Here is a 24622-nt window from a genome sequence, read left to right as displayed (position 1 = left end):
ACGGGCCTCCCGGCCCACCCAAAGCCCAAGCCCAAGTCCTACGGGGCCGCCTACCGACCCCAGCGGAGCGCGGCGGTCTCCACCGGCGCGTCCCACAGCCGCAGCAACTCCTCGTCGACCTGGCAGAGGGTCACCGAGCAGCCCGCCATGTCGAGCGAGGTCACATAGTTGCCGACGAGCGTACGGGCCACCGCGACGCCCCGCTCGCCCAGTACCCGCTGCACCTCGGCGTTGAACCCGTAGAGCTCCAGCAGCGGCGTCCCGCCCATGCCGTTGACCAGCGCGATGACCGGGCCCGAGGGCCGGAGGTCGTCCAGTACGGCGTTCACGGCGAAGTCGGCGATCTCGTGGGAGGTCATCATCGCGCGCCGCTCGCGCCCCGGCTCACCGTGGATCCCGATGCCCAGCTCCAGCTCGCCCGGGGGCAGGTCGAAGGTGGGGCTGCCCTTGGCGGGCGTGGTGACGGCGCTGAGCGCGACCCCGAAACTCCTGGAGCTCCCGTTCACCCGCCTGCCGATCGCCTCGACCCGCTCCAGCGGCTGCCCCTCCTCGGCCGCCGCCCCCGCCATCTTCTCCACGAACAGGGTCGCGCCCGTACCGCGCCGCCCGGCCGTGAACAGGCTGTCGGTCACCGCCACATCGTCGTTGACCAGGACTTTTCCGATCTGAACGCCCTCGTCCTCGGCCAGCTCGGCGGCCATGTCGAAGTTCAGCACGTCACCGGTGTAGTTCTTCACGATGAACAGCACCCCGGCCCCGCTGTCCACCGCCGCGGCGGCCCGCACCATCTGATCGGGCACGGGAGACGTGAACACCTCCCCGGGACACGCGGCCGACAGCATCCCCGGCCCCACGAACCCCCCGTGCAACGGCTCATGCCCCGACCCGCCCCCGGAGACCAGCCCCACCTTCCCGGCGACAGGCGCGTCCCGCCGTACCACCACCCGGTTGTCCACATCGACATTGAGCTCGGGATGCGCGGCGGCCATCCCCCGCAGCGCATCCGCGACAACGGTCTCCGGCACGTTGATCAGCATCTTCAAGGGTGCCTCCCAGGTAGGCTAACAGCTCTGCTCCTGACCAGCGTTTTCGCAGGTCAAGTGGTGCATATCCCATTTGTGATCTTGGCGGTCCTTAGCGGTCCGAAGCGGGTTCCGGCGGTACTGATGCTGACCTCATGCTGACTTTCCTGACGCATGGTCAGCTCCTCGTGAGACGGTCCGGCGCGGCGATCCGCCGTACAGATCCAGTATCGATCGAACCGGGCCAAGTGGCACGGCATGCGACGTGAGGGCTTGGCCGCGGGGCGAGGCATCTGGCCGATCGCCCTCCCGGCCTGCATGGTCTAGGTCACCCGGAGGCTGTCACCCCGCCCAGAACAAGGACGGAGGCTGGCTGAGGGGGCCCCGCGCAGGTCCTCAGTGGGTGGCCCAGCTTGCCGTGCGGTCGTCGCGCTTCAGGGTGCTCAGTCGGAAGGTGAGCTGGGTGGCGGCGTCTGCGTCGCCTTGTTCGCTGCGGCGGATGAAGGTGCCGAGAGTGTGGAGGTCGCGGAGGCTGGTGAGTACGGAGAGGCCCGGCCAGTTGGTGAGGTCGTGGCCGTATGCGGTGGAGAAGGCGCGGAGCTGGGTGGGAGTGCGGCCGAAGCGGGTGCCTTGGAAGGTGTTGGCGAGGTCGGCTTCGCGGGGGCCGATGCCTGCTTCGTCCCAGTCGCTGAGGCGGGCGGCGGTGCCGTCCCAGAGGGTGTTGCCGGGGTAGGCGTCGCCGTGGATCAGGCCGTGGCCCAGGGGGGAGTCGAGGTGGGCGTACGCGTCGAGGAGTTCGTCGGATCGGCCGAGGATCCAGTCGCGGTCGGCGGCTGTGAGGGCAGTGGTGGAGCGGACGACCGCGCGCAAGGAGACGTGAGGCTGGTACGCGGGCAGGTCGATGGGGGGAGTGGGGAGGGCGTGGAGCTGTTTGAGGAGCCCGCCGAGGTGTTCGGGCCCGGGGGGTGGACCGTCCGGCTGGGGGTAGTGGTGCCACAGGGTGATGGTGAAGCCGTCGATGTCCAGCGGCTGCGGCACGTCGAGCGGTTCGGTGACCGCGAGGCCCTGTTTGGCCAGCAGGCGGGTGAGATCGACGGCTCGTTGTATCTCCGTGCGCTGGTCCGATCTGCTGACCCGGACCACGGCGTCCGCGTGGGGGAGAAGGTAGACGGAGGTCGCGTGGGCGCGGAGCGGGGTCAGGTCGTGTGTGTGGAGTCCCCAGGTCGTGCAGGCGTGCAGGGCCGCGTTCTGGGGGGTGAGAGAGGTGGCGGTCATCGCTGTGACCGTATCGCGGCTGTCGAGTCGATGACCCGGTAGTCCCGGATCAAGGCCATGAGCTGGGCGATCGTCCTGTTCCCCTTGAGTTCGGGGCGGCTGGTGAGGCTGTCCAGGCGGTTCAGTGCGTTGCCGAGCTGGCGGATACGCATCTGCGGGGGCAGTTCGAGGACATGGCCCAGGGCCGTCGCTGCCTCGTCGAAGTCTCCGCGAAGGAGTCCGATCGTGATGAGGTCCATCTGGGCGAGGATTTCGTCCCCGTACGAGCGCTCCTCGCTCGGACCGCTTCGGTAGGCGGTGATGGCGGCGGTGGCGTGGTGGTGTGCCTCGTCGTAGTTGCCGAGGAGGGTGAGGGCTCCGCCGATGTAGTAGTCCTGTTTGGCGGTGGGGAAGGTCAGCAGGCCGCCGAACTGTTCGACCTCGTCGTGCACCGGCGTCTCTTCCCGGGCCTGCTTCATTCGGTCCAGAGCGGCGAGCGATAGCCGACGGTCCCCGATACGGGCCGCGGTGCGCGCTTCGATGGCGGCGATACGGATACGGGCCTCACCGGCCGGGGCCAGACGGGCCGCGTGTTCCGTCAGCTTCAGGGCCATCCGGTTCTGCGGCGACCACTCGGTGATCAGCGCGGCCGTACCGGCGGCCCAGGCTCGCAGACCGGTGTGGTCGGCCTGTTCGGCGCACATACGGGCGGTACGGATCTGGGCCATCGCGGACGTTGATTCGCCGAGGTTCTGCGAGGCGTGGGCGAGCAGCAGGCATGCCGTACCGGCCAGCATGAACAGCTCACGCGTCTGCTGCGGGCGCTGACGGCCCTGGAGCAGAACGAACAACTGGTCTCGTACCGAGATGAGTTCGGTGAAGAGCGGGAACAGCGGCGCGTGTACGTAATCGGTCGCTATCCGCGCGAGCGAGAAGTGGAACCGCTCCAGTACCTCTGCGCTGACATTGCTCGGCGAAATCAGTTCGACGAAGTCGTGTGATGTCTGGGCGGCTTCACTGGCGAGTACTCGCAGGTCTGGTTCGTGTTCTGCGGTACCGGCGTCGGCGAGGGGTTGGATGACGGGCCGCAGACCGGCCGGGACGCCCAAGGCGTCCAAGAACTTCTGTGTCTTGTCGAGTCGGGTCAGGCGGCGCGCGCCTGATTCGAGCTGTGAGAGGTAGCCCTGTCTGAGAGCCTGTCGGGTGGCCGGTCGTGTGCGTAGAGCGACTGTCGTGAGTCGCCTTCCTGGCATGACGATGGCCCCGGAATGATCACGCGGTGTGTGTACGTGCGACAACTCCGGGGCCGTCAGTGGCTCATGTTATCCGTCCAGCCTGACCGATGAGATGTGGGAGATTGTCAGACCGCTGCTGCCGGTTCGTGACCTGCGGAAAGGCGGCGGGGTCCGCAAGTACGCGGACCGGCTCGTACTGGATTCGATCTTCTACCTGTTGCGGTCGGGCTGTCAGTGGCGGATGCTCCCGCACGACCTGATGCCCTTCGACGGAGCCCACCGCTGGTTCACCAAGTGGCGCAAGGACGGCACCTGGGACCGCATCCACGATGCGCTCCGCCGCCGGGTACGCGTCGAGGCCGGACGCGATCCCGAGCCGTCGGCCGCCGTGATCGACGCCCAGACAATCAAGTCCAGCGAGGGCGGTGAGGCACGCGGATTCGATGCGGGCAAGCGGACCACAGGTCGCAATCGGCACGTGCTCGTCGACACGATGGGTCTGCTGCTGGTCGCCGTCACCTCCGCGTCCGTCCAGGACCGGGCCGGAGGCCGTACCGTCCTCGCGCGGCTCGCCGCCGGCTTCCGCACGGTCGGCCTGGTGTGGGCCGACGGCGGATACGCCAACTCCGTTGATTCCACACTGCTTTCATGGGCCCGCGACGCCTTGGACATCGTTGTCGAGATCGTGAAACGGACCGACGACACCAAGGGATTCAAGGTGCTCCCGCGCCGGTGGGTGGTAGAGCGGACGTTCGGCTGGCTGGTCCGCAACCGCCGGCTGGCCCGGGACTACGAACGGCTGACAGCGACCTCCGAGGCCATGATCAAGGTGGCGATGATCCGCCTGATGCTTGTCCGGCTCGCCGGGCAGCCAGCGCGGTGGAGCCATGAACCCCACCGCAAGACCGCCCGAGCCAACACTGCCGAAGACCTCATCGCAGCGTAATCAACCGGCCACCCGACAGGCTCTCAGGCGGTGGCAGACGGTTTCGTAGCCGAGGCCGTAGCGGTCGGTGAGGCGTTCGATGTCGTAGCGGACCTCTTCGGAGCCGTGTGGAAGGCGTATACGGCAGGATCAGCGCCGCGGCGAAGTAGTTGACGATGCCAATGCGGGCCAGGTCACGGGCGGGAGAACCCGGCGGGAAGTCCTCGCAGGCCTGGCGGATCGACGGCGGCCGCGGGATCGGTGGCAGGACGGCGCCGAACTCCTGCGCCGGCCCTTCGAGTGCTTCGGCCGCCGCATCGTCCAGTCGGTCCTCGGCGATGAGACCGAGAAGTGAGCAGCCATTCGGGACCGGGTGCAGGCCCTGTCGGCTCCACACCCCGACGCGCTGGTCGCCCTCGTCATCGAGGACAGTGCTCCATCGCATGAACGCACCTTCCGTCTAGGACTCGTCTCCGACACCGTCCGGAAAGTCAGCCGGGATCGATCTCCTTGCGGGCGGTGGTGTCGTTGTGCTCATGGATGAGCGCGATCGCGAGGCGCTCATCGCGGTCGGTGATGGCGTCGACGAGCGCGACGTGGATCCGGTGCCGCCTCGCGAGTCCGTCGGTGAGCGGTTGCTCGACGGCGGGCTCGACCGACATCGTGTGCGACTCGATGAGCTCGATCATGCTCGTGTAGAAGCAGCGCAGTATCGCATTGGGACTCGCTCCCGCGATGGCCACGTGCAGCGCCCAGTTGGCGCGGATGAACCCGATGGTGTCGAGTTCGTCCGCCGCGGCCGACATCCGCGCCAGCTCTCGCCGCATCGAGTCCAGATCCTCCACCGACGCGAACCGAACCGCGTGCTCGACCATCAGGGGGTCCAGAGCGTTACGGATGCGTCCGGCGTCGGTCACCGACGCCGCGGCCGCGTCCTCGTCCAGCGCGAGGACGGCGTGCCCGAGGCGTACCGTCGGAGACGGGTGGCTGACGAACAGACCTCCGACACGCCCCGTGCGGACCATGACCACGCCGCGGGCCTGCACCAGGCGCAGCGCCTCGTTGAAGGTGCCCACCGAGACCCCGCAGTAGGCACGCAACTCCCCCTTGGTGCCCAGGCGATCGCCAGGTTCGGCGGCCGCGGCGAGCGCCGCGAGCCGCTCGGCCACCTGTTCGGGCCGAGTGGACACGGACGTAGAGGAGGCGTGCTGCGCATCGTGAGCCATGACCGCGACCTCCTGTCGCTTACGACCTCCGGAGACACCCCGAAAAACTAGCATGGCAGTTTCGGCTCCAGCTCTTGACAAGTCGCCCGGGTCACATGCCAACCTCTCGAGAGAATAAACCACCATGCTGGTTTATGGAAGCGAGGTCTCATGCGCATCGCCAACCTCTCCGGGCGGCTGGCCCTGGTCGACGGCGCGGGCATCGTCGCCCTCGACGTCGAGCGGGCCAGCAGCGGTCGGTTCGGCCCGAACCCGCAGGGCGTCTACGACGACTGGGCGGAGTTCGTCGCGTGGGCGGCCGACGTCGACCCCTCGGCCGGGCAGCCGTTCCGTGTGGAGGAGCTCGGTCCGCCGGCCCCGACCCCTCGGCAGGTATTGGCGATAGGGCTGAACTACTCCGACCACGCGGCCGAAGCCGGCGTGGCGGAACCCACCGCCGCGACCGTCCTGTTCACCAAGTGGCCGTCCTGCCTGACCGGCCCCGTCAGCGACGTCGAGCTACCGGAGGGCGGACGGGTCGACTGGGAGGTCGAGCTCGTCGTCATCATCGGCCGGTACACCCATCGCGTCCGCGAGGACCGGGCCTGGGGCAGCGTCGCCGGGCTGACCGTCGGTCAGGACCTCTCCGAACGCATCCTGCAGACGGCCGGGCCTGCGCCCCAGTACAGTCTCGGGAAGTCGCTTCCCGGCTTCGGTCCGATCGGCCCGTGGCTGGTGACCCCCGACGAGATCGAGGATCGCGACAACCTCGAGATCGGCTGCTTCGTCAACGGTGAGCAAGTCCAGAAGAGCCGGACCAGCAACCTGATCTTCTCCGTCCCGTCGATGGTCGCCCAGCTCTCCGAGAACCTGCCGTTGCTGCCGGGAGACGTGTTGTTCACCGGAACGCCGGGCGGCGTCGGCGTGGCTCGGACGCCGCCACGCTGGCTGGCTCCCGGTGACGAGCTCGTGAGCTACGTGTCCGGCATCGGCCAACTGCGGCAACGCTGCATCGCTGCCGCCCCCTGACCACCGCAGAAAGGACGACGTCGTGCCACTCCACCGCCTGACCCAGATCGTCATGGGCGTACCCGACCCCGAGGCGACCGCGGCCTACTACACCGACTTCGGGCTCCTGCCGACCTCCGTCGAAGCGCGAGGCGACTCCCCTCCCGCACTGACGTCACCCGGCGACCACGCCTTCTCCACATCCGACGGCGGCGAGCAGTTGCGCATCGTACGTTCCGCACGCCGCCGGCTGCTGCGGCTCGGTGTCGGCGCCGACAATCCTGACGACCTCGACCGCGTCGCCGCGTCGTTGGCTGCGCTCGGCATCACCCTGGAGCGCACCTCCGCCGGTCTCCGCGCGACCGACCCCGGCACCGGGGTCACCGTGCAGGTCGAGATCGCGGACCGCATCTCGCAGGAACCCCACCCGGCCCCGCCGTACAACAGCCCCGGTGTGGCTGCCCGCGTCGGGATGCGTGCCCCGGGCATCCTGCGCGACACACCGGTCCAGCCCCGCAAGCTCGGCCACGTCGTCCTCGGCTCCACCGACCAGGAGGCGTCCGAGGCGTTCTTCCAGCAGGGCGTCGGGTTCAAGGTCAGCGACACCGTCCCCGGCCTGGCCGCGTTCATGCGGTGCTCCACCGATCACCACAATCTCGCCATCCAGAGCGCCCCCATCCAGTTCCTGCACCACACTTCGTGGCAGGTCGACGACGTCGACGAGGTGGGCCGCGGTGCGGCCGCCATGCTGGAGAAAGACCCAGACCGGCACGTGTGGGGCCTGGGCCGGCACCACATCGGCTCGAACTTCTTCTGGTATCTCAAGGACCCGGCAGGCAACTACTCCGAGTACTACTCCGACATGGACTGCATCGTCGACGATGCGCTCTGGCACGCCGAGGTCTGGGACGCCGCCCACGCCATGTACACCTGGGGTCCCCCACCTCCGGCCTCCATGCTGGCCCCCGAGGATCTCGCGGGCTACATGGTCGGCGCACACTCCGTCACCGAGGGTGGGCTGCGATGACCACGCCGACGGGGCGCCGGTGACGAGGAATTGAACCAGGCCGGTGGCGGCCGTCGACGCGCACGGACCGATGAACGACCGGACCCGTCGGGCGATGCCGAAGTGTCGAGACGCAGCTGATGCTCGACGAGTTGGTGCGCCGGAACTTGGCGCCGCCTCCCACCTGCTGTCCTCACTATTGCAACGGAAGCACCCGCGAGAGCGGCTGCTTCGTGGAGAAGGAGATACGGACGTGACGAACTCGACGTTCACCTCGGCCTCGTCGGGGCGGGGCGATCAGTTGCTGGACCAACTGCTTTCCGCCCCGGATCGACCGGTGCTCATTCAGGGTGCTGCGATCGTCAGCATGGATCCGACGGTGGGGGATCTCGCCGCCGGAGACATCCTGATCCGCGGCTCGAAGATCGAGGCGGTGGGTGCGGACCTGAGCGAGACCGCAGCCCGGGCCCAGGCCAGCATCGTCGATGCGTCGGGCCATGTGGTGATTCCGGGGATGATCGACGCTCACCGGCACTGCTGGCAGACGCAGATGCGCCGGCTGTGGGCCGACGCCGACATCATGGAGTACTTCGCGCTGGCGCACACGCGCCTCGGTCCGGCGTATCAACCCCAGGACATGTACCTGGGCACGAAGCTCGCCGCCCTCGGCGCAATGGATGCCGGCGTGACCAGCGTGCTGGACTTCAGCCACAACATTCGCTCTCCCGAGCACTCCGATGCCGTAGTGGCGGCGTGGAAGGACTCCGGCGCGCGAGGCGTCTTCGCCTCCTCGCCGCCGATGGGCGGCGAGTGGGATCCGAGTTGGCTGACGGACCTGACGCGGGTGAGGGAGGAGTACTTCCCCTCGGACGACGCGCTCGTGACCCTGCGGATCGGACTGATGCCCAAGGTCCTGCCGACAGTCGAAGGCGATGCCCTGCTGTCGGGCGAGAGAATTCGCCAGGCGCGCGACCTCGGCATCGGAATCTCGGTGGACGGAGCGCAGGGGCCCGGGGCGGCCGCGCACATCCAGCGGCTGGCAGAGGAGGGCGTGCTCGGCCCAGATCTGACGTGGATCCACGGCGGCACGCTCGATGATGCTGCCTGGAAGATCATCTCCGACACCGGCGGGCAGGTTGCGCTGGCCGTCACCTCCGATCAGCAGCTCGAGATCTTCGAGTCGATCTCGCCCATCCAGAAGGCGCTGGACGTCGGACTGCGCCCGGCCTTCAGCATCGATGTCGAGTGCTCGCTGTCGTCGGACATGTTCACACAGATGCGGGTGGCTCTGAACGTCCAGCGGATGCAGGCGGGGAACCGGCGTTTCCACGGCGACGAGGACGCTCCGGCGTCGATCGGGGTGCGTGACGTGCTCGAGTTCGCGACGGTGTCCGGAGCGAAGGCGAACGGCGTGTGGGATCGGGCGGGGTCTATCACGCCAGGGAAGGAGGCGGACGTGGTTCTCATCAACGCCGGCGAGTTCACCAACTTCCCGCTCAACAACTCGGTCGCCACAGTCGTGCTCGGCGCCGATGCCCGCAGCGTGGACGCGGTCTTCGTCGCGGGCAGACCGCGCAAGTGGCGCGGCGAACTGCTCGTCGAGGACGCTGCGCGTCTGCGCCGTGAGGTCGTCGAGTCGCGCGATCGGCTCCTTGAGGCGATCGAATACGACCTCGACATCACGGTGTGAGGCGGATGGGAGTGCACGACAGCGACAGCGTGATGCTGTGGGCCCCGCCACCGGTGGCCGCCGCACGCCGCGCATCCGGGAGTTCGCGGACTGGGTGGAGGCTACCCGCGGGGTCGCGGCGCCGCACTACGACGCGCTCTGGCGCTGGTCGGTCGGTGAATTTCGCGGAGTACCTGCTCGCTCAGGGTTCTCCCGAGGACGTGGCCGTCATCGGCGTGGATGAGACGGGACAGGAGCAGTGTCTGACCCGCGCCGAGCTGCGCCGCCAGGTGAGAGCACTCGCCGGACACCTGACCGATCTCGGAGTCGGCGAGGGAGGCGTCGTGGCGGGATACCTCCCGCACGTCCCCGAGGCGGTCGTGGCGCTTTTCGCGACGGCGTCGGTGGGGGGCGGTGTGGTCTTCCGTGGGCCAGGACTATGCGTGGCCGGCGGTCACTGCGAGACTGGGTCAGCTGGAGCCGGTCGTGCTGATCGCCGCCGACGGCTACCGGTTCGCGGGGAAGGATCACAGCCGACGGGACGAGGATACGGCAGGCGTTGCGGACCGTGCGCGATGTCATCCTCGTCCACCGCCTCGATAGCGCCCCGCTGGGCGGGACGACCCCGTGACCGCATGCGCTCGAGGCCGCACCGACGGTCGCGGGAATCCGGGTGCCGTTCGAGCATCCGCTGTGGGTGCCACTCCCCTCGGTGCCACCGGCCGGAGTTCCCCGGAGGGGACGTGGTCTGCCGCTCTTCTCTCATCACCGCCGTCGGCGGTGCCACCGTCGCCTCCCCCCGCTGTGATCGGCGGCGTGGGACTCACCGACCGCGGCGGCAACCGCCTCGCCGTACATCGCCCCGAACAACGGCACCGGCAACATCTCCGCGTACATCGGCCGAGGAGCACCGCCGACGCGGCGTGGCCGTCCTCGGCTCAGTACACCGAAAGCCGTACGAGCCCGGTGTGCGCCTCCGGTGTGCCGGACACCCGGAGCGCCACGTAGCGCGGCGAGCCGGACCCGCGCACGCTTCCGACACGGCCGGTCAGCGCGCCCGCCCGGCGGTAGCGGATGCCGTCGTCACTGAACTCCACGTACGCCGTCGGCGCCCGCCCGGCCGGCCACTCGGCCTCCACCCGGCGCACCGCGCGCGGCTCCCCGAGGTCAACGACCATGCGGCCGTCGCGACCCGGCCGCCACGATGTGCCCGGATCACCGTCCACCGCCGCCGCCGGCTCCGACATCCCCCCGGGCAGCGGCGCGTTCGGGAAGGTGGCCCGGCCCAGAGCGTGGTCCCGCGTCGGATACGGCTGAGCCCCGCGCACCGTGGCCTCCGTGCCGTGGCCGGGGCGCACCGTCACCGCTGTGCTCCGGCCCTGGGCCTCGACCCTCACCCGGCAGGCCGGACCGGTCAGCCGCAGCGTGGCGGCGTCGACGACCTCCACCCGCAGCCCGTCCGGCAGGGACCGCCTCGACAGCGGTACCAGCGTGAACCGCGGCGGCAGCAGCAGCGCCGACGCCGCTTCCAGCCGTGCCTCGTACCGCAGACCGCTCCGGGTCACCGTCTGCACGCCCTCGTAGACCTCCCGACCGCGCCCCTCCTGCACCAGAGCGACCCGGGTGCGCAGCGCCTCCTCGGAGAGGTTGAACAGGCTCAGGTGACCGTCCGTCACCGCCGCGCGCACCCGGCGGTCCTCGGCCGTCGGCGCCGGACGGCCGGCGAGGGCGCGCAGTTCGCCGGGGGACGCCCCGCAGTACCCCTCGACGACCAGCGGGCCCGGCGACCCGTCGGCCAGCACGATCGTGTCCCCGTACACGGCGAGCGGACTTCGCTGCCCGCGCAGCACGAGACCCGCGCGGCCGTCCACGTCGAGCCAGCCGCCGGTGCTGCGCAGCGCCGGGACCGGACCGCTCGCCAGGTCCGTCCACCGTTCGCCGTCGTCCGAGCCCTGCAGCAGGTAGGCACGGCCCGCCGCGCTCTCCCAGCGCAGTGTGACCCGGTCCAGGGCACGCGGCGCGCCGAGGTCCACCGCCAGCCAGCTGTCGGCGCGCTGCCGGTCGGCGACGGACACCGCCCAGCGGGTCGTGTCGTCACCGTCCACGGCCAGCCCCGGGCCCTTGCCCGGGGTGTACGAGGAAGCCGTGGCCGCCCCGCCGCGCGCGAGGTCCCGCCCGTCCTTCCCGTCCCGGGCCTCCACGGCGAACAGCGAGTAGCCGTACGCGGGATCGGGCGTGACGCCGAGGACCCGCAGGTGGCGTGCCGTCACCCGGTCGAAAGCCACGTCGTCGATCCGGCCCGTCGAGCCGCCGGAGGCGTCCCGGGCGGTGACCGCGGCCGAGCCCTCCGCGTAACGGTAGGTACGACCGCCGTCCAGACCCGCCATGCCCGGCATGGTGAGGTTGTGCACCTCCAACCGGCCGCCGAGGGTGTCCGGACCGTCGGCGGCGTAGACGACCGCACCGGTGGGGAGGGTGGTGAAGCCCGCGAAACCGTCCTTCAGCCGCAGGAGCGTCGCGCTCCCGTCGAACCCGTCGCGCAGCCTGGTGTGCGTGCGCACCGACCTGCCGGTGACCTCCACGGCGGTCGAGGGCAGGAACATCGGCGTGCTGCCACTGATCCGGAAGAGCCAGTCGTCGTGGCCAGGCTGCCAGGCGAACTTCACGAACGCGGGCTTGGACACCGCGCCCGCCCAGGCGGCGGTGGACTGGTGTGAGACGAGGCCCGGCCCGGCCCCGTAGTCGGCGACCCCGGAGGCGTATGCGAACAGCTCCGCCCGCGACAGCGGCGTCACACGCTCACCGGCCCCCGGCCACACGTGCAGCAGATAGCTGATGGCCAGTTCGGCGCGGGCCTCCGGCTCGTACTTCGGCTCGCCGGAGAACTTCGCCAGCCGGTGCTCCGGCGGGTACGCCTGGTACGCCTCCAGCCGCGCAGCCAGCTCCCGTTCGGCGCGGGCCGCCGCCCGATCGCCCATCACCCGGGAGAGGAAGGCCAGCGGGATCACGTCCCGGCCGTAGAGGTGCTCCCGGTCGTTCACCATCGGCATCAGCGGCTCACCCGCGTCGGACATCACGCCCAGCAGGGTCCGCCACAGCGGCCCGGCGTTCGGCTGCCGGGTCAGTACCTCGGGCAGCGGCTCCCCGGCGGCCAGGAAGTGGGCCGCGTTCCGCCCCGACGTGCGCCACAGCTCCGCCTGGTAGTGCGGCCCGAAGGAGCCATGGTTCTCCACGATGAACGTGTCGTAGGTGTTCCTGGCGGTGTTCCTGGCGACCGGAACGCCGTCCACGCGCGCCGGGTTGGCCAGGTCGGCCTGCGGCAGACCCGCCTCGTTGCGCGACCAGGCCCCGTAGTCGGCGGCCCACTCGGCGCGCCGCCGGTCGTCCGGGGCCCAGGCCAGCGCGGGAGCCAGGGCCTGGGCGTAGATGCCCATCTCCTCCAGCTTGGTGTCACCGACGTGTCCGCCCGTCAGGCCGTTGGGCGTCCAGCTCCCGGAGGCCGGTCGTCGCCGGTGCCCAGGGAGTGGGTGTACGCCGCCTGCTCCCGGACGATCAGGTCCACCAGGGAACGGGTCCGCGTGTCCAGATCGTCCCAGAGCAGCCGGGCGGCGAGGACGAAGTAGGACTGGAAAGTGGTGTCGAAGAACAGCGTGCGGCCCCACTGCGTGCCACCGGTCAGCCGGTTGGAGGCGGCGAAGTGGCTCAGTGTCGCGAGGGTCCGCCGCTTGAGCGTGTCCCGGTCGACACCCGCCAGCTCCGCGTCGTAGCCGCCCCGTGTCAGCAGCACGGCGTGGCCGAGCCCCACCGCGAAGCCGAAGAACTTGTCGGTGTAGATGCCGCGCGTCTCATCCCACTGCGTCTCGGACCAGCGGGTGTGCCGCAGCAGGACCCGGTGGTACGTGGCGGCGACGTCGTCGTCGGCCGCGTGTCCGCCCGCCGCCGCGGGGTCCGACGCGTCGGCGACGGCCGACGACGAACCGGTTCCCGCCGGCAGAGCGGCCGCGGCCCCGGACACGCCGAGGATCTGGAGCAGTCGGCGGCGGCCGAGGGGCAGAGATATCGCTCCCCCACAGTGGTTCTCCTCTGACGGGTTCTCATGTCGGTCGTACGGCACGGCAAGCCGGACAACGTTGTCAAAGATGTTGGAGGCCACCCTCGCCGCCCCGGTTTTGTTCCGTCAAGGGAAAACGCAGGATTCACCGGCGACCGGCTCGGTGGGCCGCACGCCGCCCGGTGTGTGTGCTCGGTCGGCTTCGCCGAGATCGAGCGGCTGCGGGCGGAAGGGCCGTGGGGCGGGGGCCGGAGAGCTCCTGGCCGCCACCCATTCGCTGGGGAGCGCCAGGACCGACATGACGCTGATCCGCGCCGACGCCATCCCTCTCGCCGACCGGAAAGACGGATTCACCCGGATGCACGCCGTCCCCCGATCTCGCCGTATGCCGTGGCACCTGGCCGGGTTCGATCGATACCGGAAGGCGGGTGGCGGTCCGGCGCGCCGAGAGCGCTGGTCAGCGGTACATCCGCAAGTCGAGCAACGTATCGGGCATCCGCGGAACTGGCGTTCCCTCGCCTGCCACCGAGGACGTCGTGAGCAGATGAGCGGCGTCGTCCAAGCCGTCGCCGGGCTGCTCTCACAGCGGCGGGGCGCCACGACAGCCGACAGCACCAGAGTGATCGATTTTGAAACGACGCCGAATGTGTAGTGAGACGCCTGTCTGAGGCCCGCGAGGCTCGCCAGGTCGTCCTGCCGCATTCCGGTGCGCTGGCGCAGGAGGCGGCAGAGCAGTCCGAAGTCCATCCCCCGCAGGGCACCTTGGACCTCGGCATCCGACCAGACGGCGGTCGGCAGGGACGGAGACTCGGGCGCCGTCGGGACTGGCGCTCGACGTGCGCACGGCCCACACAGATTCCGGTCGTCAGGGTTGTACCGGCTGAGTCGGCAGCCGCACGTAAGGCAACGTCGTTCACTGCTCACATCCCCTCCTCGCCTCGTCCGGTCGCATCGTCCTCATGCTGACATTGCCGCTGCGATATCGCAGCCCAAGTTCCCATTGCACACGCGATATGCGCGTTCCGCTCGTCGATGGCAGCGTGTCCCGTCCGCTGTTGTCGAGGGCTTTCGGCTCTCGGCGGGAACTGAGGAGGCGTACCCATGGCGGCACGGCGGATTCCTCTGCTTCGCATTTCCGACGGGGTATCAGGCGGCCATTTCCTCGCGGAGCCGTTCCAGGGCATCGCATGCCGTACCGCGTATGTGGGGAAGCCGGTCGCCGGCGGTTCTGATGATGCGCTGGAGCTGGTGCGGGAGGCGCTGCCGTACCGCTTCTCTGGTCGCCGTAAGCGAATCGGCGGCACCGTGCCGGTCGCCGGCGAGGAGCCGTACGTGCGCCACCGTCACGCGCTCGATGACATGCCACTGGGGCGCGACCGCCGTCGTAGGGCCGGGCACGTTCTCGGCCAGCCGTACGGCGACCTCGGCTCTTCCGGTGGCGACCAGGCCGCGCAGCCGTACCTCGTGGAGGGCGAACGGGTTGAACAGGCTTGTGTGTTCAACGGAGTGGAGAAGTTCGTCGCTCTCGCGCATGGCACGGTCGAAGAGGTCGGCGTTGCCGAGTGCGCCCGTGGCGCGGGCGAGGAGCGGCAGGACCGCCGCGCGGGCGTCGGGGTCCGGGGCCAGCGCCGTCGCGCGTTGCAGACGACTGACGGCGGCTCCGCGCAGCCGGGCTTTGCGCAGCTCGTTTCCGTGCATCCGCAGGGCGTACGAGAGGAAGCCGCGGTCGTCGAAGTGCTCGGCGATGGGGAGGCTCTTGGCGGTCCAGTGTGCGGCGGTGCTCAGCCGTTCCTCCGGCAGGACATTGCCCAGCGCCACCCCCAGTCCGACCCGGGCACGGGCGAGGAGGCGCAGGACTTCCCGTTCGGTGTGACCGTCCTCCACCCTTGCTTCCAGCCGGGCGACGAGGGGCCACAGCTCCTCCACCGCAGCGGTTGCGTGTCCGGACTGGCGGGCGATTTCGGCGAGACGGATGGTGGACTCGCCGAACTGGAGCATCGCTCGGTGGTCGCTGTCTGCGGGATCGGTGACGCCGAGGATGTGCGGAGGAAGCCGCAGCCGCTCGCAGACCCGGCGGCGCGAACCCACATCGTCCAGTCCGCGTCTGCCCACCTCAAAGGCGGAGATGTATGTCTTGTCGTAGCCGAGGAGCGCGCCGAGCTGCGTCTGGTTGAGGCCGTGGACCGTGCGGTAGAAGCGCAGGATCGGGCCCAGATCGCCGGCGGCCAGGAGGAGTTGGGCCTGTGGTGTGGCCCAGTGCCACAGCGCGTGCTGAGCGGATGGTCGGTGAGCGGTGGTGCTGGTTGGGTTGGATCGGTCGTGCATGTTGCCCCCGCTCATGCCGTGCTACGTCTCTGCGTACCAGGCCGCGATCGACCTCTTGTAGCCGGGCGGCATGTTCAGCCCGGGTACCTCGTCGGCGGTGAAGAGGCCGATCTGCTTGTGCTCGTGGCTGAGCACCGGCGTCCGCTCCGGCGTCAGTACGGTGCAGCCGTACGTGACGATCAGGACGCGGCGGCCGGGGATCGGCTCGTAGATCCAGGTGCCGCCGTCGATGAGCTGACCGGCCTTGACCTCCCAACCCGTCTCCTCGGCCACTTCGCGCTCGACGGCCCGCTCGGGGCTCACATCCGGAACCTGGCCACCGGACTCGTTGCCGGTCTCCAGACGCCCGCCGGGCAGTTCCCACTCCTGCCGTTCGTTCCTGAGCAGCAGCACACGGCCCCGGGCGTCAAGGGCGACGCCTTTGACGGATACGGGCCAGAGGGGCGGCTTGTACGGCATGAGATTCCTCGCCCTGCGATCTGCGAACCGGTCCTTCGGAACGTAGCACGCAGCACACAAGAGGCGGCCGGACGTGGCGTTTTGTCCGAGTCGACAATCTGTCGCTTTACCGCGGTGACCCCCGCTCCCGAGAGTGGAACAGCCCACCAGCAACGAAGGAGCCAGAGAATGCGCGGAGCCATAACCCAACCCCCGGACCCGCCTGCCGCCCACCGTGTCGCCGCCACCTCCACCGCCTCCGCGCCTGACGACGCGGTAGTCGCCGCTCGGCTTCGGGAGACCGGGCTCGTCATGGTGGACGGCCTCTTCGGGCGAAGCGCGGTTCTGACGTTCGCCGCGCGCTTCATGACCGTCGTACCGCACCGGGACAGCGACCCGGACGGCCTCACGACCATCCGTCACACCCGTCGGCACGGCGACCGTCCCGGATTCGCCGGCTTCGGAAGCGGTGAACTCGCGGCGCACACCGAGGGATCCGCGGTTCCGGTGCCGCCCCGGCTGATGCTGCTGGTGTGCGAACGGGACGCGGACGTCGGCGGGGAGTGCCTTCTGACCGATGGCCGGGCCGTCCATGCCGAGCTTCTGGCACAGTGCCCCGACGCGGTCGCCATGCTCTCCGGACCGCGCACCGTCTACTTCGGCGCGGGCAACGGCCATCTCTCCCAAGTGTTCACGGCATACCCCGGGGGCCGGGTGAGTGTGCGTCTGCGGCAGGACGGACTGGCGCGGTGGAGCCCGCTGGTCAGCCCGTACGTTCCGTACCTGCGCGAGGCCGTCGCGCGCCACCAGCACACGGTCAGGCTCTCTTCCGGCCAGGCGTATCTGCTGGACAACCGGCGCTGGCTCCACGCCCGTACGGAGTTCCGGGGCGAACGGCGGTTCCTGCGCGCCCTCGGCGAGCCGCGCCTCTCCCTCCCCGAGGGATTCACGGTAGCTCCGGAGGCCGGCGGCGTCTTGTCCACAGCGAAGGAGGCCGCCTGATGAGCCACATCGGGCAGACGTTCGCCGAGGGACGTCCGGAAGTCGTACGGGAGCAGCGCCTCTTCCGGTGTGACCCCGGTTCCGGGCTTGAGACGTACGTCCCTGTCCTTGACCACCGTCGGCGATTCGAGTGAGAGGCAGCTCAATGGACACGCACTCTCTTCTCTGCTTGCAGCCGCCGCCGAGTCGTATGAACTCCGGGAAGCCCTGACCCTGAACTCCGACGACCTGGCCCCACGCGCCGCCCGCTCCTTCACCAGGAAGGTCCTGACGGACTGGGGCTTCGACGAACTCGCCGACAGGGCGCTGCTCATCGTCAGCGAACTCACCACGAACGCTCGCCACCACGGCCGCACCAAGCCCGAATCCGAAGCCGAACTCATCACGCTGACGCTCGCCGTCGTTCAGGACGGTGTGGTCGACATTGAGCTGGCGGACAACTCACCTGAACCGCCGACGCCCCGCGTCAGCGGCCCCGGCGCCGTCGACGGCCGAGGGCTCCTGCTCATCTCGGCCGAGGCGGACGCGTGGACTGTACGACTCAATGAGGACGGAAGCGGCAAGACCGTGCGGGCCGTCCTGACCCGTCGACCGGTTGCCGCCTCGCTCTGAGAGTCGTCGTCTTCCTGGACTTCGCCCTGCACTACCGAATGCCGTGCCGTCCCCACCCGCTCGAACGTGGAGGTCTGTTTGCCATGCCTGTTCAGCCGCCGCCAGCCGTTCCGCCATTGACGCCCAGGGAGACGGAAGTGCTCGGACTGCTCGCGCAGGGAGCGAGCAACGGAGACATCGCCAAGGCCGCCACGCTGTCCGAGGACACGGTCAAGGGCTACCTCCGCAGCATCCGGACCAAGCTCGGTACGGGCAGCCGGGCCCGCCTCGTAGCCCTCGCCTACCGCAACGGCGTCGTCACACCGACGATCCCGGCGGAGGCCACCGAGCCCGTCCTCTCGGATGCAGAGAGGCAGGTTCTCGGCTTCCTCAGCGAGGGCGCGACCACCCGTGAGGTGGCACGTCGGCAGCTCATGTCGCATCACAACGCCAAGGAATACGTCCGGCGGCTGCTCGACAGGATGGGGGCCGCCGACGCGGCCCACGGAGTGAGCCTCGCCTACCGCTGGCGGATCCTCGCCGATGACGGGGGCGGGGAGAGGTGATCGCCATGACGGGAGTCCCGCCACAGCGGGCGCTGGTCCTCGACCTTGACGGCGTCCTGCTCGATACACGCCCCGTCATGCGAGAAGCATGGCAAGCGGTCCGCGCACAGCACGGTGTCGAGGTGCCGTTCGAGGCGTACGAGCAGCACCTCGGCCGCCCCTTCGACGACATCATGGAACGCCTCGGGCTGACCGAACCCGACCGGATCCACCAGACGTACACCGCCACCTCGAAGTCCTCCGCCGTACTGGCCGAGCCGTTCGACGGCGTACTGGACGTGCTCTATGCGTTCGTTGCCGCCGGCTGGCTGCTCGCCGTGGTGACATCCAAACCGCTCGACCGCGCCGCACCGCTGCTCGCCAGGCTCGGCTGCCCCTTCGCCTCCGTACGGGCACCCGCCCGGGGAGGACAGGGCCGCTGCAAACCAGCACCGGATCCGCTGCTGCTCGCGCTCGTGGACCTCTCGGTCGATCCGCGGTCGGCCGTGTACGTGGGTGACATGGCGGTCGACCACGAGTGCGCCCGGCGTGCGGGGGTGCCGTACGTCCATGCGGCCTGGGGCTACGGCCGCCCCGGGAGTCCGGCTCCCCGGATCGCCAATGCGCCGAAGGACCTCCTCGAAATCCTCGACGAGGACCGGTGGCGGGCGCCTTTCATCGACGGGAGCCTGCTGTGACCGCGTCGAAGAGAAGCGCCCTCGGCCTGATCCGGCCCTCCGTCGGCAGCCAGACCGTCTGGGCTCTCGTCGGAGAACCCTCTCTGCGGAACACGCGGTCCACCTGGATCACCACGCGGGAACTCGAAGCCCTGCCCATCGACCGACGCGAGGCGGATCAGCACGTCGCGAACATCATGGCGGCGCTGGAGAACTACAGCTCCCACCGCGCGGCGACACCCGGCGGTGCCTCGTGGCTGTACGTGCAGCACGTCCCTGTACGCCGCCTGGTCGCGCAACTCGTTTGGAAGTTGCTGGCGTTGAGCGCCTGGGAACTCTTCGCGGGATCGCCCGGTCCCATGACCGTCGCCCCGTACGAGGGACTGCTCAGCCTGCGCGAGACCAGCTCCCGCGAGTACCGCTCCTACACCGTCACTTGGTCCGGTGTCGCCTACGCCCTCGGAGCTCCCGCACCGCGCAACCCGGTACGGGCCGCGCGGCTACGGAAGGCGTCGGCTCCCCGGCTTGATGCTTCGTCTGTACCGAGCTCATCGGCTTCGGCGTTGCCGACCACCGAGGTGGTGGCGTTGTCCTGGTCGTCCCGGCACGCCGCGACGCTGATGCCCGTACTGGAGGAACTCGACCGCCACGGGCACCCCAGTCTTCTCCTCGACCTTGCCACCGCCCCGGCGGAGCACTGCCCGGCGCCCGGCGCCGGACTGATCCGGCTGTGCCCGGTGGCTCCTGAGGTTCTGGCCGTATCGGGGACCGTCTCCGGGCTGCGGCTCGATACGGAGGAGCCCACCGGGCCCGACGGCAGTGTGATGGTTGGCCGGCACCCCGTTCGACTGGACAGGTTGGAACGCCTCGCAGCCGCCCTCATCGAGACGACGGCCGGATGCACTCAGCCATCCTGGCGTGCGGTGATACGCACGGAGGCGTGGCTGGACGAAGTCCTCACCGCGGTCCGCCCCCACACGGTTCTGCTGAGCAATGACACCAGCCCCCTCGGCGCCCTCGCCGTCCACACTGCCGAACGGCACGGAGTCAACACCGTGCACATTCAGCACGGAGCATGGACACCGGAGTCGGTGGTCTGGCCCGCCCTTCACAGCCGCCACATCGTCGTCATGGGCGAACGCGATGTCGCCCCGGCGAAAGCCTGGGTACGACACCCGGAAGCCGAGATCCACGTCCTCGGGCAGCCACGCTTCGATGCGCTGGCCGGACTCGATCGCGACGCCCAGCGCCGTAATCTCCGCAAGCTTCTCGCCGCCGGCAGCGGACAGAGTCGTGACCGGATCGCGGTCTGGGCCTGTCAACCGTTCTCCCCGGACCGCCTCCGCGCGCAGGCGGACATCATCTGCGACGGCCTCCAGGCGGCGCAGGAGCGCTGGGGCCTGGTCATCGCACCACACCCGGCCCAGGACAGCCACGCCTTCGAGTACGTCCTCCGACGAGACGGAAGGCCGCCGGTCGTTGTGGCTGATCCGAAGGTCGGCGCGCGAGGTTGCCTCGCCGGCGCGGACGCGGTGATCAGCGCGTACTCGACCTGCGGCATCGAGGCCGTACTTCTCGACATCCCCGTACTCGAACTGGACCTGCCCGGCGAACGCACACTCGGCCTGGCGGACCACTCCCTCGCCCACCGCTGCGGCTCTTCCTCCGACATCGCGAGCGTCCTCACCACACAGAGCGGACCGTACGCCCGAGGCGTACAGGCGGCACGCGACGCGGTGTGCCGCTGGCGAGGCGACAGCGCCCGCGACATCGCCCAACTCATCATCGACCGGTCCCGCCCGGACCAGGCGCACACCAACCCCGTCCACCACGATGCCTCCGGCGCCGCTTCCTCTGGCGTGCCGAGGCGCGAGGGAGCCTCCGTCCGATGACACACCTGACCGGCGACAGCGTCGCCGAACTCTTCACCGGGGCGGTTCTGTTGGCCAAGGCCGGCGAGGAGGTCGCCCCTCGTGGGATGGCCACGCGCGAGGTCCTCAACGTGACCATGACGCTGACCCAGTCCCGGGCCCGGCTGCTGTACGCGCCGCCCGCCCGGATCCTGAACCCGGCCTTCGCGGTGGCCGAGACCGTCTGGCATCTCTCCGGCTCCGACGAGCCGTGGATCTACGACTACAACACGCGCCTCCGGCAGTTCACGGACGACGGCGTCCTGCGCGGCGCCTACGGGCCGCGGATGCGTAACTGGGCCGGGACGGTCGACCAGCTCCGCCGTGTCGTCGAGATCCTCAAGGAGGACCCCGATTCGCGGCGGGCGCTCATCCAGCTCTACGACCCGGCGCGCGACGCAGCCGGCCACAAGGACGTGCCCTGCACCCTCGGTTTCCGCTTCCATCTGCGCGCGGGCCGTCTGCACATGACGACCAGCATGCGCGGCCAGGACGTGTGGACCGGCATGCCGTACGACCTGTTCTTCTTCACCACGCTCCATGAGCTGGTCGCCGGATGGCTGGACGCCGAGCTGGGTGAGTATCACCACCAAGTCGGATCGCTGCACATCTACGAGCGCGACATGGAGAAGGCCGACGCGCTGACCGACGTGACCGCGAGCGCGGTTATGCCCGAACTGGCCACGCCCTGGGAGGGGTTCGACAAGCTGCTCGCCAAGGTGGGAGCGGGGGAGGAGACAGGGCATCCGGGTTGGGACGCCATGTCCGAGACGATGCGTAGCTACCGGCTGTGGAAGGACGGACTGCGCGACCAGGCGTGGCGGGTCGCCGACGCGATCGATACGCCTCTCGGAGAGGCGCTGATCGCCTGGTACGGCGAACTTGCGCGCCGCACCGGTACCTCGACCACCTCAACCATCCCGACCTCAGCGGGAACGGGGACGAGATGAGGCGCCGCACGGAGCACACCCCCTCCGTCATCCTCGGGCTCTGCTCCTTCACCCATGACTCCGCCGCCGCGCTCCTGGTCGACGGCGAGTTGCGGGGGTTCGTTGAGGAGGAGCGCCTGTCCGGGAAGAAACACACCCGTGAGTACCCCCACCACGCTGTCGAATGGCTCCTGGACGACGCCGGCCTCACACCGGGCGACATCGACGCCGTCGCGTACAACTTTCAGCCCGCCCGCTATCTCGCCGAGACCCCCGCCGCCCTGCGACTTGTCCTTTCCAGCGCGACGCGTCGGCGTGCTCTGCCGCGCGCCGCCGGGTTCGCCAAGGTCGCGCTCCGCACTCAGCGGCGGTTGGAGTCGCTCGGACGACGCTTCCCCGGGGCCCGCGTCACGCCCGTACTTCACCACCGTGCTCACCAGTTGGCAGCTTTCGCCGCCTCGGGTTGGAACGAGTCCGCGGTGCTGGTCGTTGACAGCCTCGGCGAGCGGCAGACCACCACCATTGCCCGGGCGAGTGACGACGGCGGTCGCGCCGTCACACGCACCTTGGAAGCCATGTACGACCCGGCCTCCCTGGGCTATGTGTACGGAGCGGTCACGGAGCACCTCGGCTGGCGGCGCGGCGACGAAGAGGGAACGGTCATGGCGCTCGCCGCGCTCGGCGACCCGGCCCGGTTCCGGCACCTGTTCGCCCGCGCCATCCGTACCACCAGTACGGGCTTCGCCGTGGACCCGGCCTGCTTCCCACCACGCGTCCTCACCTCCGGGTACCCGCGAACATCCCCTCGTTTTGTCGCCGAGGTAGGCGCTCCCCGGCTTCCGGACGAGCCGGTCGGCCAAGTCCACCAGGACCTGGCCGCGGCCCTCCAAGAGCGCACCGAGCACGTCATGCTCCACCTCGCCCGACGCGCGCGGCTGCTCACCGGCTCCCGACGCCTCTGCGTGGGCGGCGGGGTGGCTACCAACTGCGTCGGCATCGGAAGGATCGTCGAAGCCGAGATCTTCGACGAGGTGTTCGTCCCACCCGCCCCTGGCGACGCCGGTACCGCGATCGGAGCCGCCGTCGCCATACATGCCGACGGCGGCAACGGTGGCAAAGTACCCCTCGCCGGGATCGCTCGGGCTTGCTATCTCGGCCCCTCCTACCCCGAGCCGAAGCTTGACCTCACCGCGTGGCCGGGGCTGAAGCTGACGGTTCTCAGCACCGAAATCGCGGAGTTCCTCGCGGACCAGCTGGCCCACGGAATGATCGTGGGGCTCTTCCAGGGCCGGGCGGAAGCCGGCCCGCGCGCCCTGGGGAACCGTTCTATTCTCGCCTCACCCCTGGAAGCCGGGGTGGTCGAGCGGCTGAACGCAACGGTGAAGTTCCGGGAGCCCTTCCGGCCGTTCGCTCCGGTGGTCACCGCCGCCCGCGCCGGTGAGTTCTTCACCCTGGGCCAGGACTCCCCGTACATGTCCATGGCCTCCCGGGTGACCGACGAGGCCCGCAAGCGTATCCCCGCGATCGTCCACGCCAACGGTACGGCCCGCCTCCAGACCGTATCCGCCGACCAGAACCCGTTCATGCACCAGGTCCTGGAGGCATTCGGCCGCCGCACGGGAGTACCCGTGCTGATCAACACCTCCCTCAACATCAAGGGCCGGCCCATCTGCGGAACCCCCGACATGGCCTTGGACTGCCTCGCCCACTCCGGACTCGACGCGCTGCTGCTCGAAGGACGGTGGATCACCAAGTGAAGATCGGATACAGCTTCTGGGGCTTCCTCGGCAACGGGGTCACCGACACCCCTGACGGAGGGCGCAGCCATCGCCGCCCGCTGATCGACGCGCTCCTCGATCGCGGCCACGACATCGTCTTCCTCCAAGCCGACCGAGACCGCTTCGAAGCCGGAAACGACCTCGGGGGTACATACACCTTCGACTCCGGCATCCCGGAGATCGACGTGCTGTTCCTCGAATGGCGCTGGCCGATCGAAGGACGTAACACCACCGAGTGCGATGCCGAGGGCCACACCTGCGACCTGCACCGCCAGGCCGAACTCATCAGGCGCTACACCGCGCAGCGCCGCACCCCGACGGTGATCTGGGACAAGGACCGGCAGCTTCGTACGGACAGCCTCTGGCGCCGGACTCCCCATGTCGCCGTCTGCGAAGCCGCGCTCGCCCCTACACGTGGGGCCCACCGCCTGCTGTTCCCGGTGGCCGACGCACTGATCGACGGTGCCGATCCGGACGCGCTGGCCGCACAGCCGCGCGAGATACCGCTCGGGTACGTCGGCAATCAGTACGACCGGGACAGCGAGTTCCACCGCTTCTTAGCCCCGGCAGCCACCCGCTTCGACCACCGGGTAGCGGGCAAGTGGACGAACACCGGCCGCTGGCCGCACGTCACCTTCGTCGGTCGAATCCCCTTCGCTGACGTGTCCCGTTTCTACGGCTCCACTCTGGCGACGGTCCTGCTCCTGCCCGAGCGATACGCCTTGACCGGCCAGATGACCCAGCGGCTCTTCGAAACGGTGCTGGCCGGGTGCCTTCCGTTGGCACCGGCCGACATCCGGCACGTCGAGAGATTTGTGCCGGAGACACTGGTGGTCGGAACCGGGAGCGACGTCATCCAGCGGATCGCCTACCTCCAGAGCATCGCCGGCACCCGGAATCACGCCGAACTGATCACCCAGTGCATCGGTCGTCTGGAACTCTTCCGCCTCAGCCACCAGATCGACGCCCTCGAAGCGGTGCTGAGGTCCGTCACCGCCACCTCCAACGTCACCGCCGTCTCCACGGCGAAGCAGGGAGCCGTCTGATGCACG

18 protein-coding genes and 3 pseudogenes are annotated in these 24622 nt (G+C 69.5%); 13 read left to right on the top strand and 8 right to left on the bottom strand.

Translation table 11 applies throughout. The features are described from left to right. Nucleotides 1–50: 50 nt before the first annotated feature. The 3 genes from dhaK to AB0389_RS21630 form a co-directional block, all read right to left on the bottom strand. On the bottom strand, nucleotides 51–1043 hold the full coding sequence (gene dhaK, locus AB0389_RS21640; RefSeq protein ID WP_366397070.1) for a dihydroxyacetone kinase subunit DhaK: 993 nt from the start codon (nucleotides 1041–1043) through the stop codon (nucleotides 51–53). Nucleotides 1044–1418: 375 nt separating this feature from the next. Beyond that, a complete protein-coding gene (locus AB0389_RS21635) occupies nucleotides 1419–2297 on the bottom strand; it encodes an aminoglycoside phosphotransferase family protein (protein ID WP_366397069.1) in 879 nt (292 codons plus the stop codon). Further along, nucleotides 2294–3394, bottom strand: coding sequence for an XRE family transcriptional regulator (locus AB0389_RS21630; protein WP_366397068.1), 1101 nt, complete (start codon nucleotides 3392–3394; stop codon nucleotides 2294–2296). The genes AB0389_RS21635 and AB0389_RS21630 overlap by 4 nt, the downstream gene beginning before the upstream one ends. Nucleotides 3395–3557: 163 nt before the next feature. On the opposite strand from AB0389_RS21630, the gene AB0389_RS21625 reads away from it, so the two are divergent. Continuing rightward, nucleotides 3558–4457, top strand: a complete 900-nt coding sequence (locus tag AB0389_RS21625) for an IS5 family transposase (RefSeq protein ID WP_366397067.1) — start codon at nucleotides 3558–3560, stop codon at nucleotides 4455–4457. A gap of 24 nt (nucleotides 4458–4481) precedes the next feature. Here the strand turns inward: AB0389_RS21625 and AB0389_RS21620 are convergent. Together AB0389_RS21620 and AB0389_RS21615 are read right to left on the bottom strand one after the other, a co-directional pair. After that, nucleotides 4482–4674 (bottom strand): annotated as a pseudogene (locus tag AB0389_RS21620) (ImmA/IrrE family metallo-endopeptidase); the annotation flags it as partial. A gap of 253 nt (nucleotides 4675–4927) precedes the next feature. After that, nucleotides 4928–5626 carry an FCD domain-containing protein gene (locus tag AB0389_RS21615; protein WP_366397066.1) on the bottom strand — a complete coding sequence of 233 codons (699 nt, stop codon included), beginning with the start codon at nucleotides 5624–5626 and terminating at the stop codon, nucleotides 4928–4930. 186 nt (nucleotides 5627–5812) lie between these two features. Between AB0389_RS21615 and AB0389_RS21610 the strand changes: the two genes are divergently transcribed. The 4 genes and pseudogenes from AB0389_RS21610 to AB0389_RS21595 all read left to right on the top strand — a co-directional run. Then, complete coding sequence (locus AB0389_RS21610) at nucleotides 5813–6670, top strand: fumarylacetoacetate hydrolase family protein (RefSeq protein ID WP_366397064.1); 858 nt, start codon at nucleotides 5813–5815, stop codon at nucleotides 6668–6670. Nucleotides 6671–6692: 22 nt separating this feature from the next. Continuing rightward, nucleotides 6693–7676, top strand: coding sequence for a VOC family protein (locus tag AB0389_RS21605; RefSeq protein ID WP_366397063.1), 984 nt, complete (start codon nucleotides 6693–6695; stop codon nucleotides 7674–7676). Between the two features lie 232 nt (nucleotides 7677–7908). Then, nucleotides 7909–9345 carry an amidohydrolase family protein gene (locus AB0389_RS21600; protein ID WP_366397062.1) on the top strand — a complete coding sequence of 479 codons (1437 nt, stop codon included), beginning with the start codon at nucleotides 7909–7911 and terminating at the stop codon, nucleotides 9343–9345. A 5-nt stretch (nucleotides 9346–9350) separates the two neighbouring features. Further along, nucleotides 9351–9749: pseudogene (locus AB0389_RS21595) on the top strand (AMP-binding protein); the annotation flags it as partial. A gap of 513 nt (nucleotides 9750–10262) precedes the next feature. Here AB0389_RS21595 and AB0389_RS21590 read toward each other — a convergent pair. The 3 genes and pseudogenes from AB0389_RS21590 to AB0389_RS21580 form a co-directional block, all read right to left on the bottom strand. Then, nucleotides 10263–13384: pseudogene (locus tag AB0389_RS21590) on the bottom strand (discoidin domain-containing protein). 1137 nt (nucleotides 13385–14521) lie between these two features. Next, nucleotides 14522–15700 carry a helix-turn-helix transcriptional regulator gene (locus AB0389_RS21585; protein ID WP_366397061.1) on the bottom strand — a complete coding sequence of 393 codons (1179 nt, stop codon included), beginning with the start codon at nucleotides 15698–15700 and terminating at the stop codon, nucleotides 14522–14524. A 21-nt stretch (nucleotides 15701–15721) separates the two neighbouring features. Further along, nucleotides 15722–16159: an NUDIX domain-containing protein gene (locus AB0389_RS21580; RefSeq protein ID WP_366397060.1), complete on the bottom strand. Its 438-nt coding sequence runs from the start codon at nucleotides 16157–16159 to the stop codon at nucleotides 15722–15724. Nucleotides 16160–16327: 168 nt separating this feature from the next. Between AB0389_RS21580 and AB0389_RS21575 the strand changes: the two genes are divergently transcribed. The 8 genes from AB0389_RS21575 to AB0389_RS21540 all read left to right on the top strand — a co-directional run bounded on the left by AB0389_RS21575 (nucleotide 16328) and on the right by AB0389_RS21540 (nucleotide 24616). Further along, entirely contained in the window at nucleotides 16328–17140 is an 813-nt protein-coding gene (locus AB0389_RS21575; protein WP_366397059.1) for a TauD/TfdA family dioxygenase, read from the top strand. A 108-nt stretch (nucleotides 17141–17248) separates the two neighbouring features. Then, the gene (locus tag AB0389_RS21570) at nucleotides 17249–17752 is read left to right on the top strand and encodes an ATP-binding protein (protein WP_366397058.1); all 504 of its coding nucleotides are present in this window, start codon (nucleotides 17249–17251) and stop codon (nucleotides 17750–17752) included. 38 nt (nucleotides 17753–17790) lie between these two features. Next, nucleotides 17791–18297 carry a LuxR C-terminal-related transcriptional regulator gene (locus tag AB0389_RS21565; protein ID WP_366397057.1) on the top strand — a complete coding sequence of 169 codons (507 nt, stop codon included), beginning with the start codon at nucleotides 17791–17793 and terminating at the stop codon, nucleotides 18295–18297. A 5-nt stretch (nucleotides 18298–18302) separates the two neighbouring features. Then, nucleotides 18303–18974 (top strand): HAD family hydrolase, encoded by a 672-nt coding sequence (locus tag AB0389_RS21560; protein ID WP_366397056.1) that lies wholly within the window; start codon nucleotides 18303–18305, stop codon nucleotides 18972–18974. After that, nucleotides 18971–20845, top strand: coding sequence for a hypothetical protein (locus AB0389_RS21555; protein WP_366397055.1), 1875 nt, complete (start codon nucleotides 18971–18973; stop codon nucleotides 20843–20845). Before AB0389_RS21560 ends, AB0389_RS21555 begins: the two co-directional genes overlap by 4 nt. Beyond that, nucleotides 20842–21813 carry a thymidylate synthase gene (locus tag AB0389_RS21550; protein ID WP_366397054.1) on the top strand — a complete coding sequence of 324 codons (972 nt, stop codon included), beginning with the start codon at nucleotides 20842–20844 and terminating at the stop codon, nucleotides 21811–21813. Before AB0389_RS21555 ends, AB0389_RS21550 begins: the two co-directional genes overlap by 4 nt. Continuing rightward, a complete protein-coding gene (locus tag AB0389_RS21545; protein ID WP_366397053.1) occupies nucleotides 21810–23549 on the top strand; it encodes a carbamoyltransferase C-terminal domain-containing protein in 1740 nt (579 codons plus the stop codon). The genes AB0389_RS21550 and AB0389_RS21545 overlap by 4 nt, the downstream gene beginning before the upstream one ends. Beyond that, the gene (locus tag AB0389_RS21540) at nucleotides 23546–24616 is read left to right on the top strand and encodes a hypothetical protein (protein ID WP_366397052.1); all 1071 of its coding nucleotides are present in this window, start codon (nucleotides 23546–23548) and stop codon (nucleotides 24614–24616) included. Before AB0389_RS21545 ends, AB0389_RS21540 begins: the two co-directional genes overlap by 4 nt. Nucleotides 24617–24622: the final 6 nt, after the last annotated feature.

It is taken from the genome of Streptomyces sp. NPDC093109, from assembly GCF_040701725.1.
Taxonomy (GTDB): domain Bacteria; phylum Actinomycetota; class Actinomycetes; order Streptomycetales; family Streptomycetaceae; genus Streptomyces.
The sequence above is the reverse complement of the archived record's forward strand: the minus strand, read 5'-3'. Positions and strand labels throughout refer to the sequence as shown.

Excerpts from the sequence above, each read along its gene's own strand:
- AB0389_RS21635 (WP_366397069.1), bottom strand. The coding sequence starts at position 2,297 with ATGACCGCCACCTCTCTCACCCCCCAGAACGCGGCCCTGCACGCCTGC.
- AB0389_RS21610 (WP_366397064.1), top strand. The coding sequence starts at position 5,813 with ATGCGCATCGCCAACCTCTCCGGGCGGCTGGCCCTGGTCGACGGCGCG.
- AB0389_RS21585 (WP_366397061.1), bottom strand. The coding sequence starts at position 15,700 with ATGCACGACCGATCCAACCCAACCAGCACCACCGCTCACCGACCATCC.
- AB0389_RS21580 (WP_366397060.1), bottom strand. The coding sequence starts at position 16,159 with ATGCCGTACAAGCCGCCCCTCTGGCCCGTATCCGTCAAAGGCGTCGCC.
- AB0389_RS21575 (WP_366397059.1), top strand. The coding sequence starts at position 16,328 with ATGCGCGGAGCCATAACCCAACCCCCGGACCCGCCTGCCGCCCACCGT.
- AB0389_RS21565 (WP_366397057.1), top strand. The coding sequence starts at position 17,791 with ATGCCGTGCCGTCCCCACCCGCTCGAACGTGGAGGTCTGTTTGCCATG.
- AB0389_RS21560 (WP_366397056.1), top strand. The coding sequence starts at position 18,303 with ATGACGGGAGTCCCGCCACAGCGGGCGCTGGTCCTCGACCTTGACGGC.
- AB0389_RS21550 (WP_366397054.1), top strand. The coding sequence starts at position 20,842 with ATGACACACCTGACCGGCGACAGCGTCGCCGAACTCTTCACCGGGGCG.
- AB0389_RS21545 (WP_366397053.1), top strand. The coding sequence starts at position 21,810 with ATGAGGCGCCGCACGGAGCACACCCCCTCCGTCATCCTCGGGCTCTGC.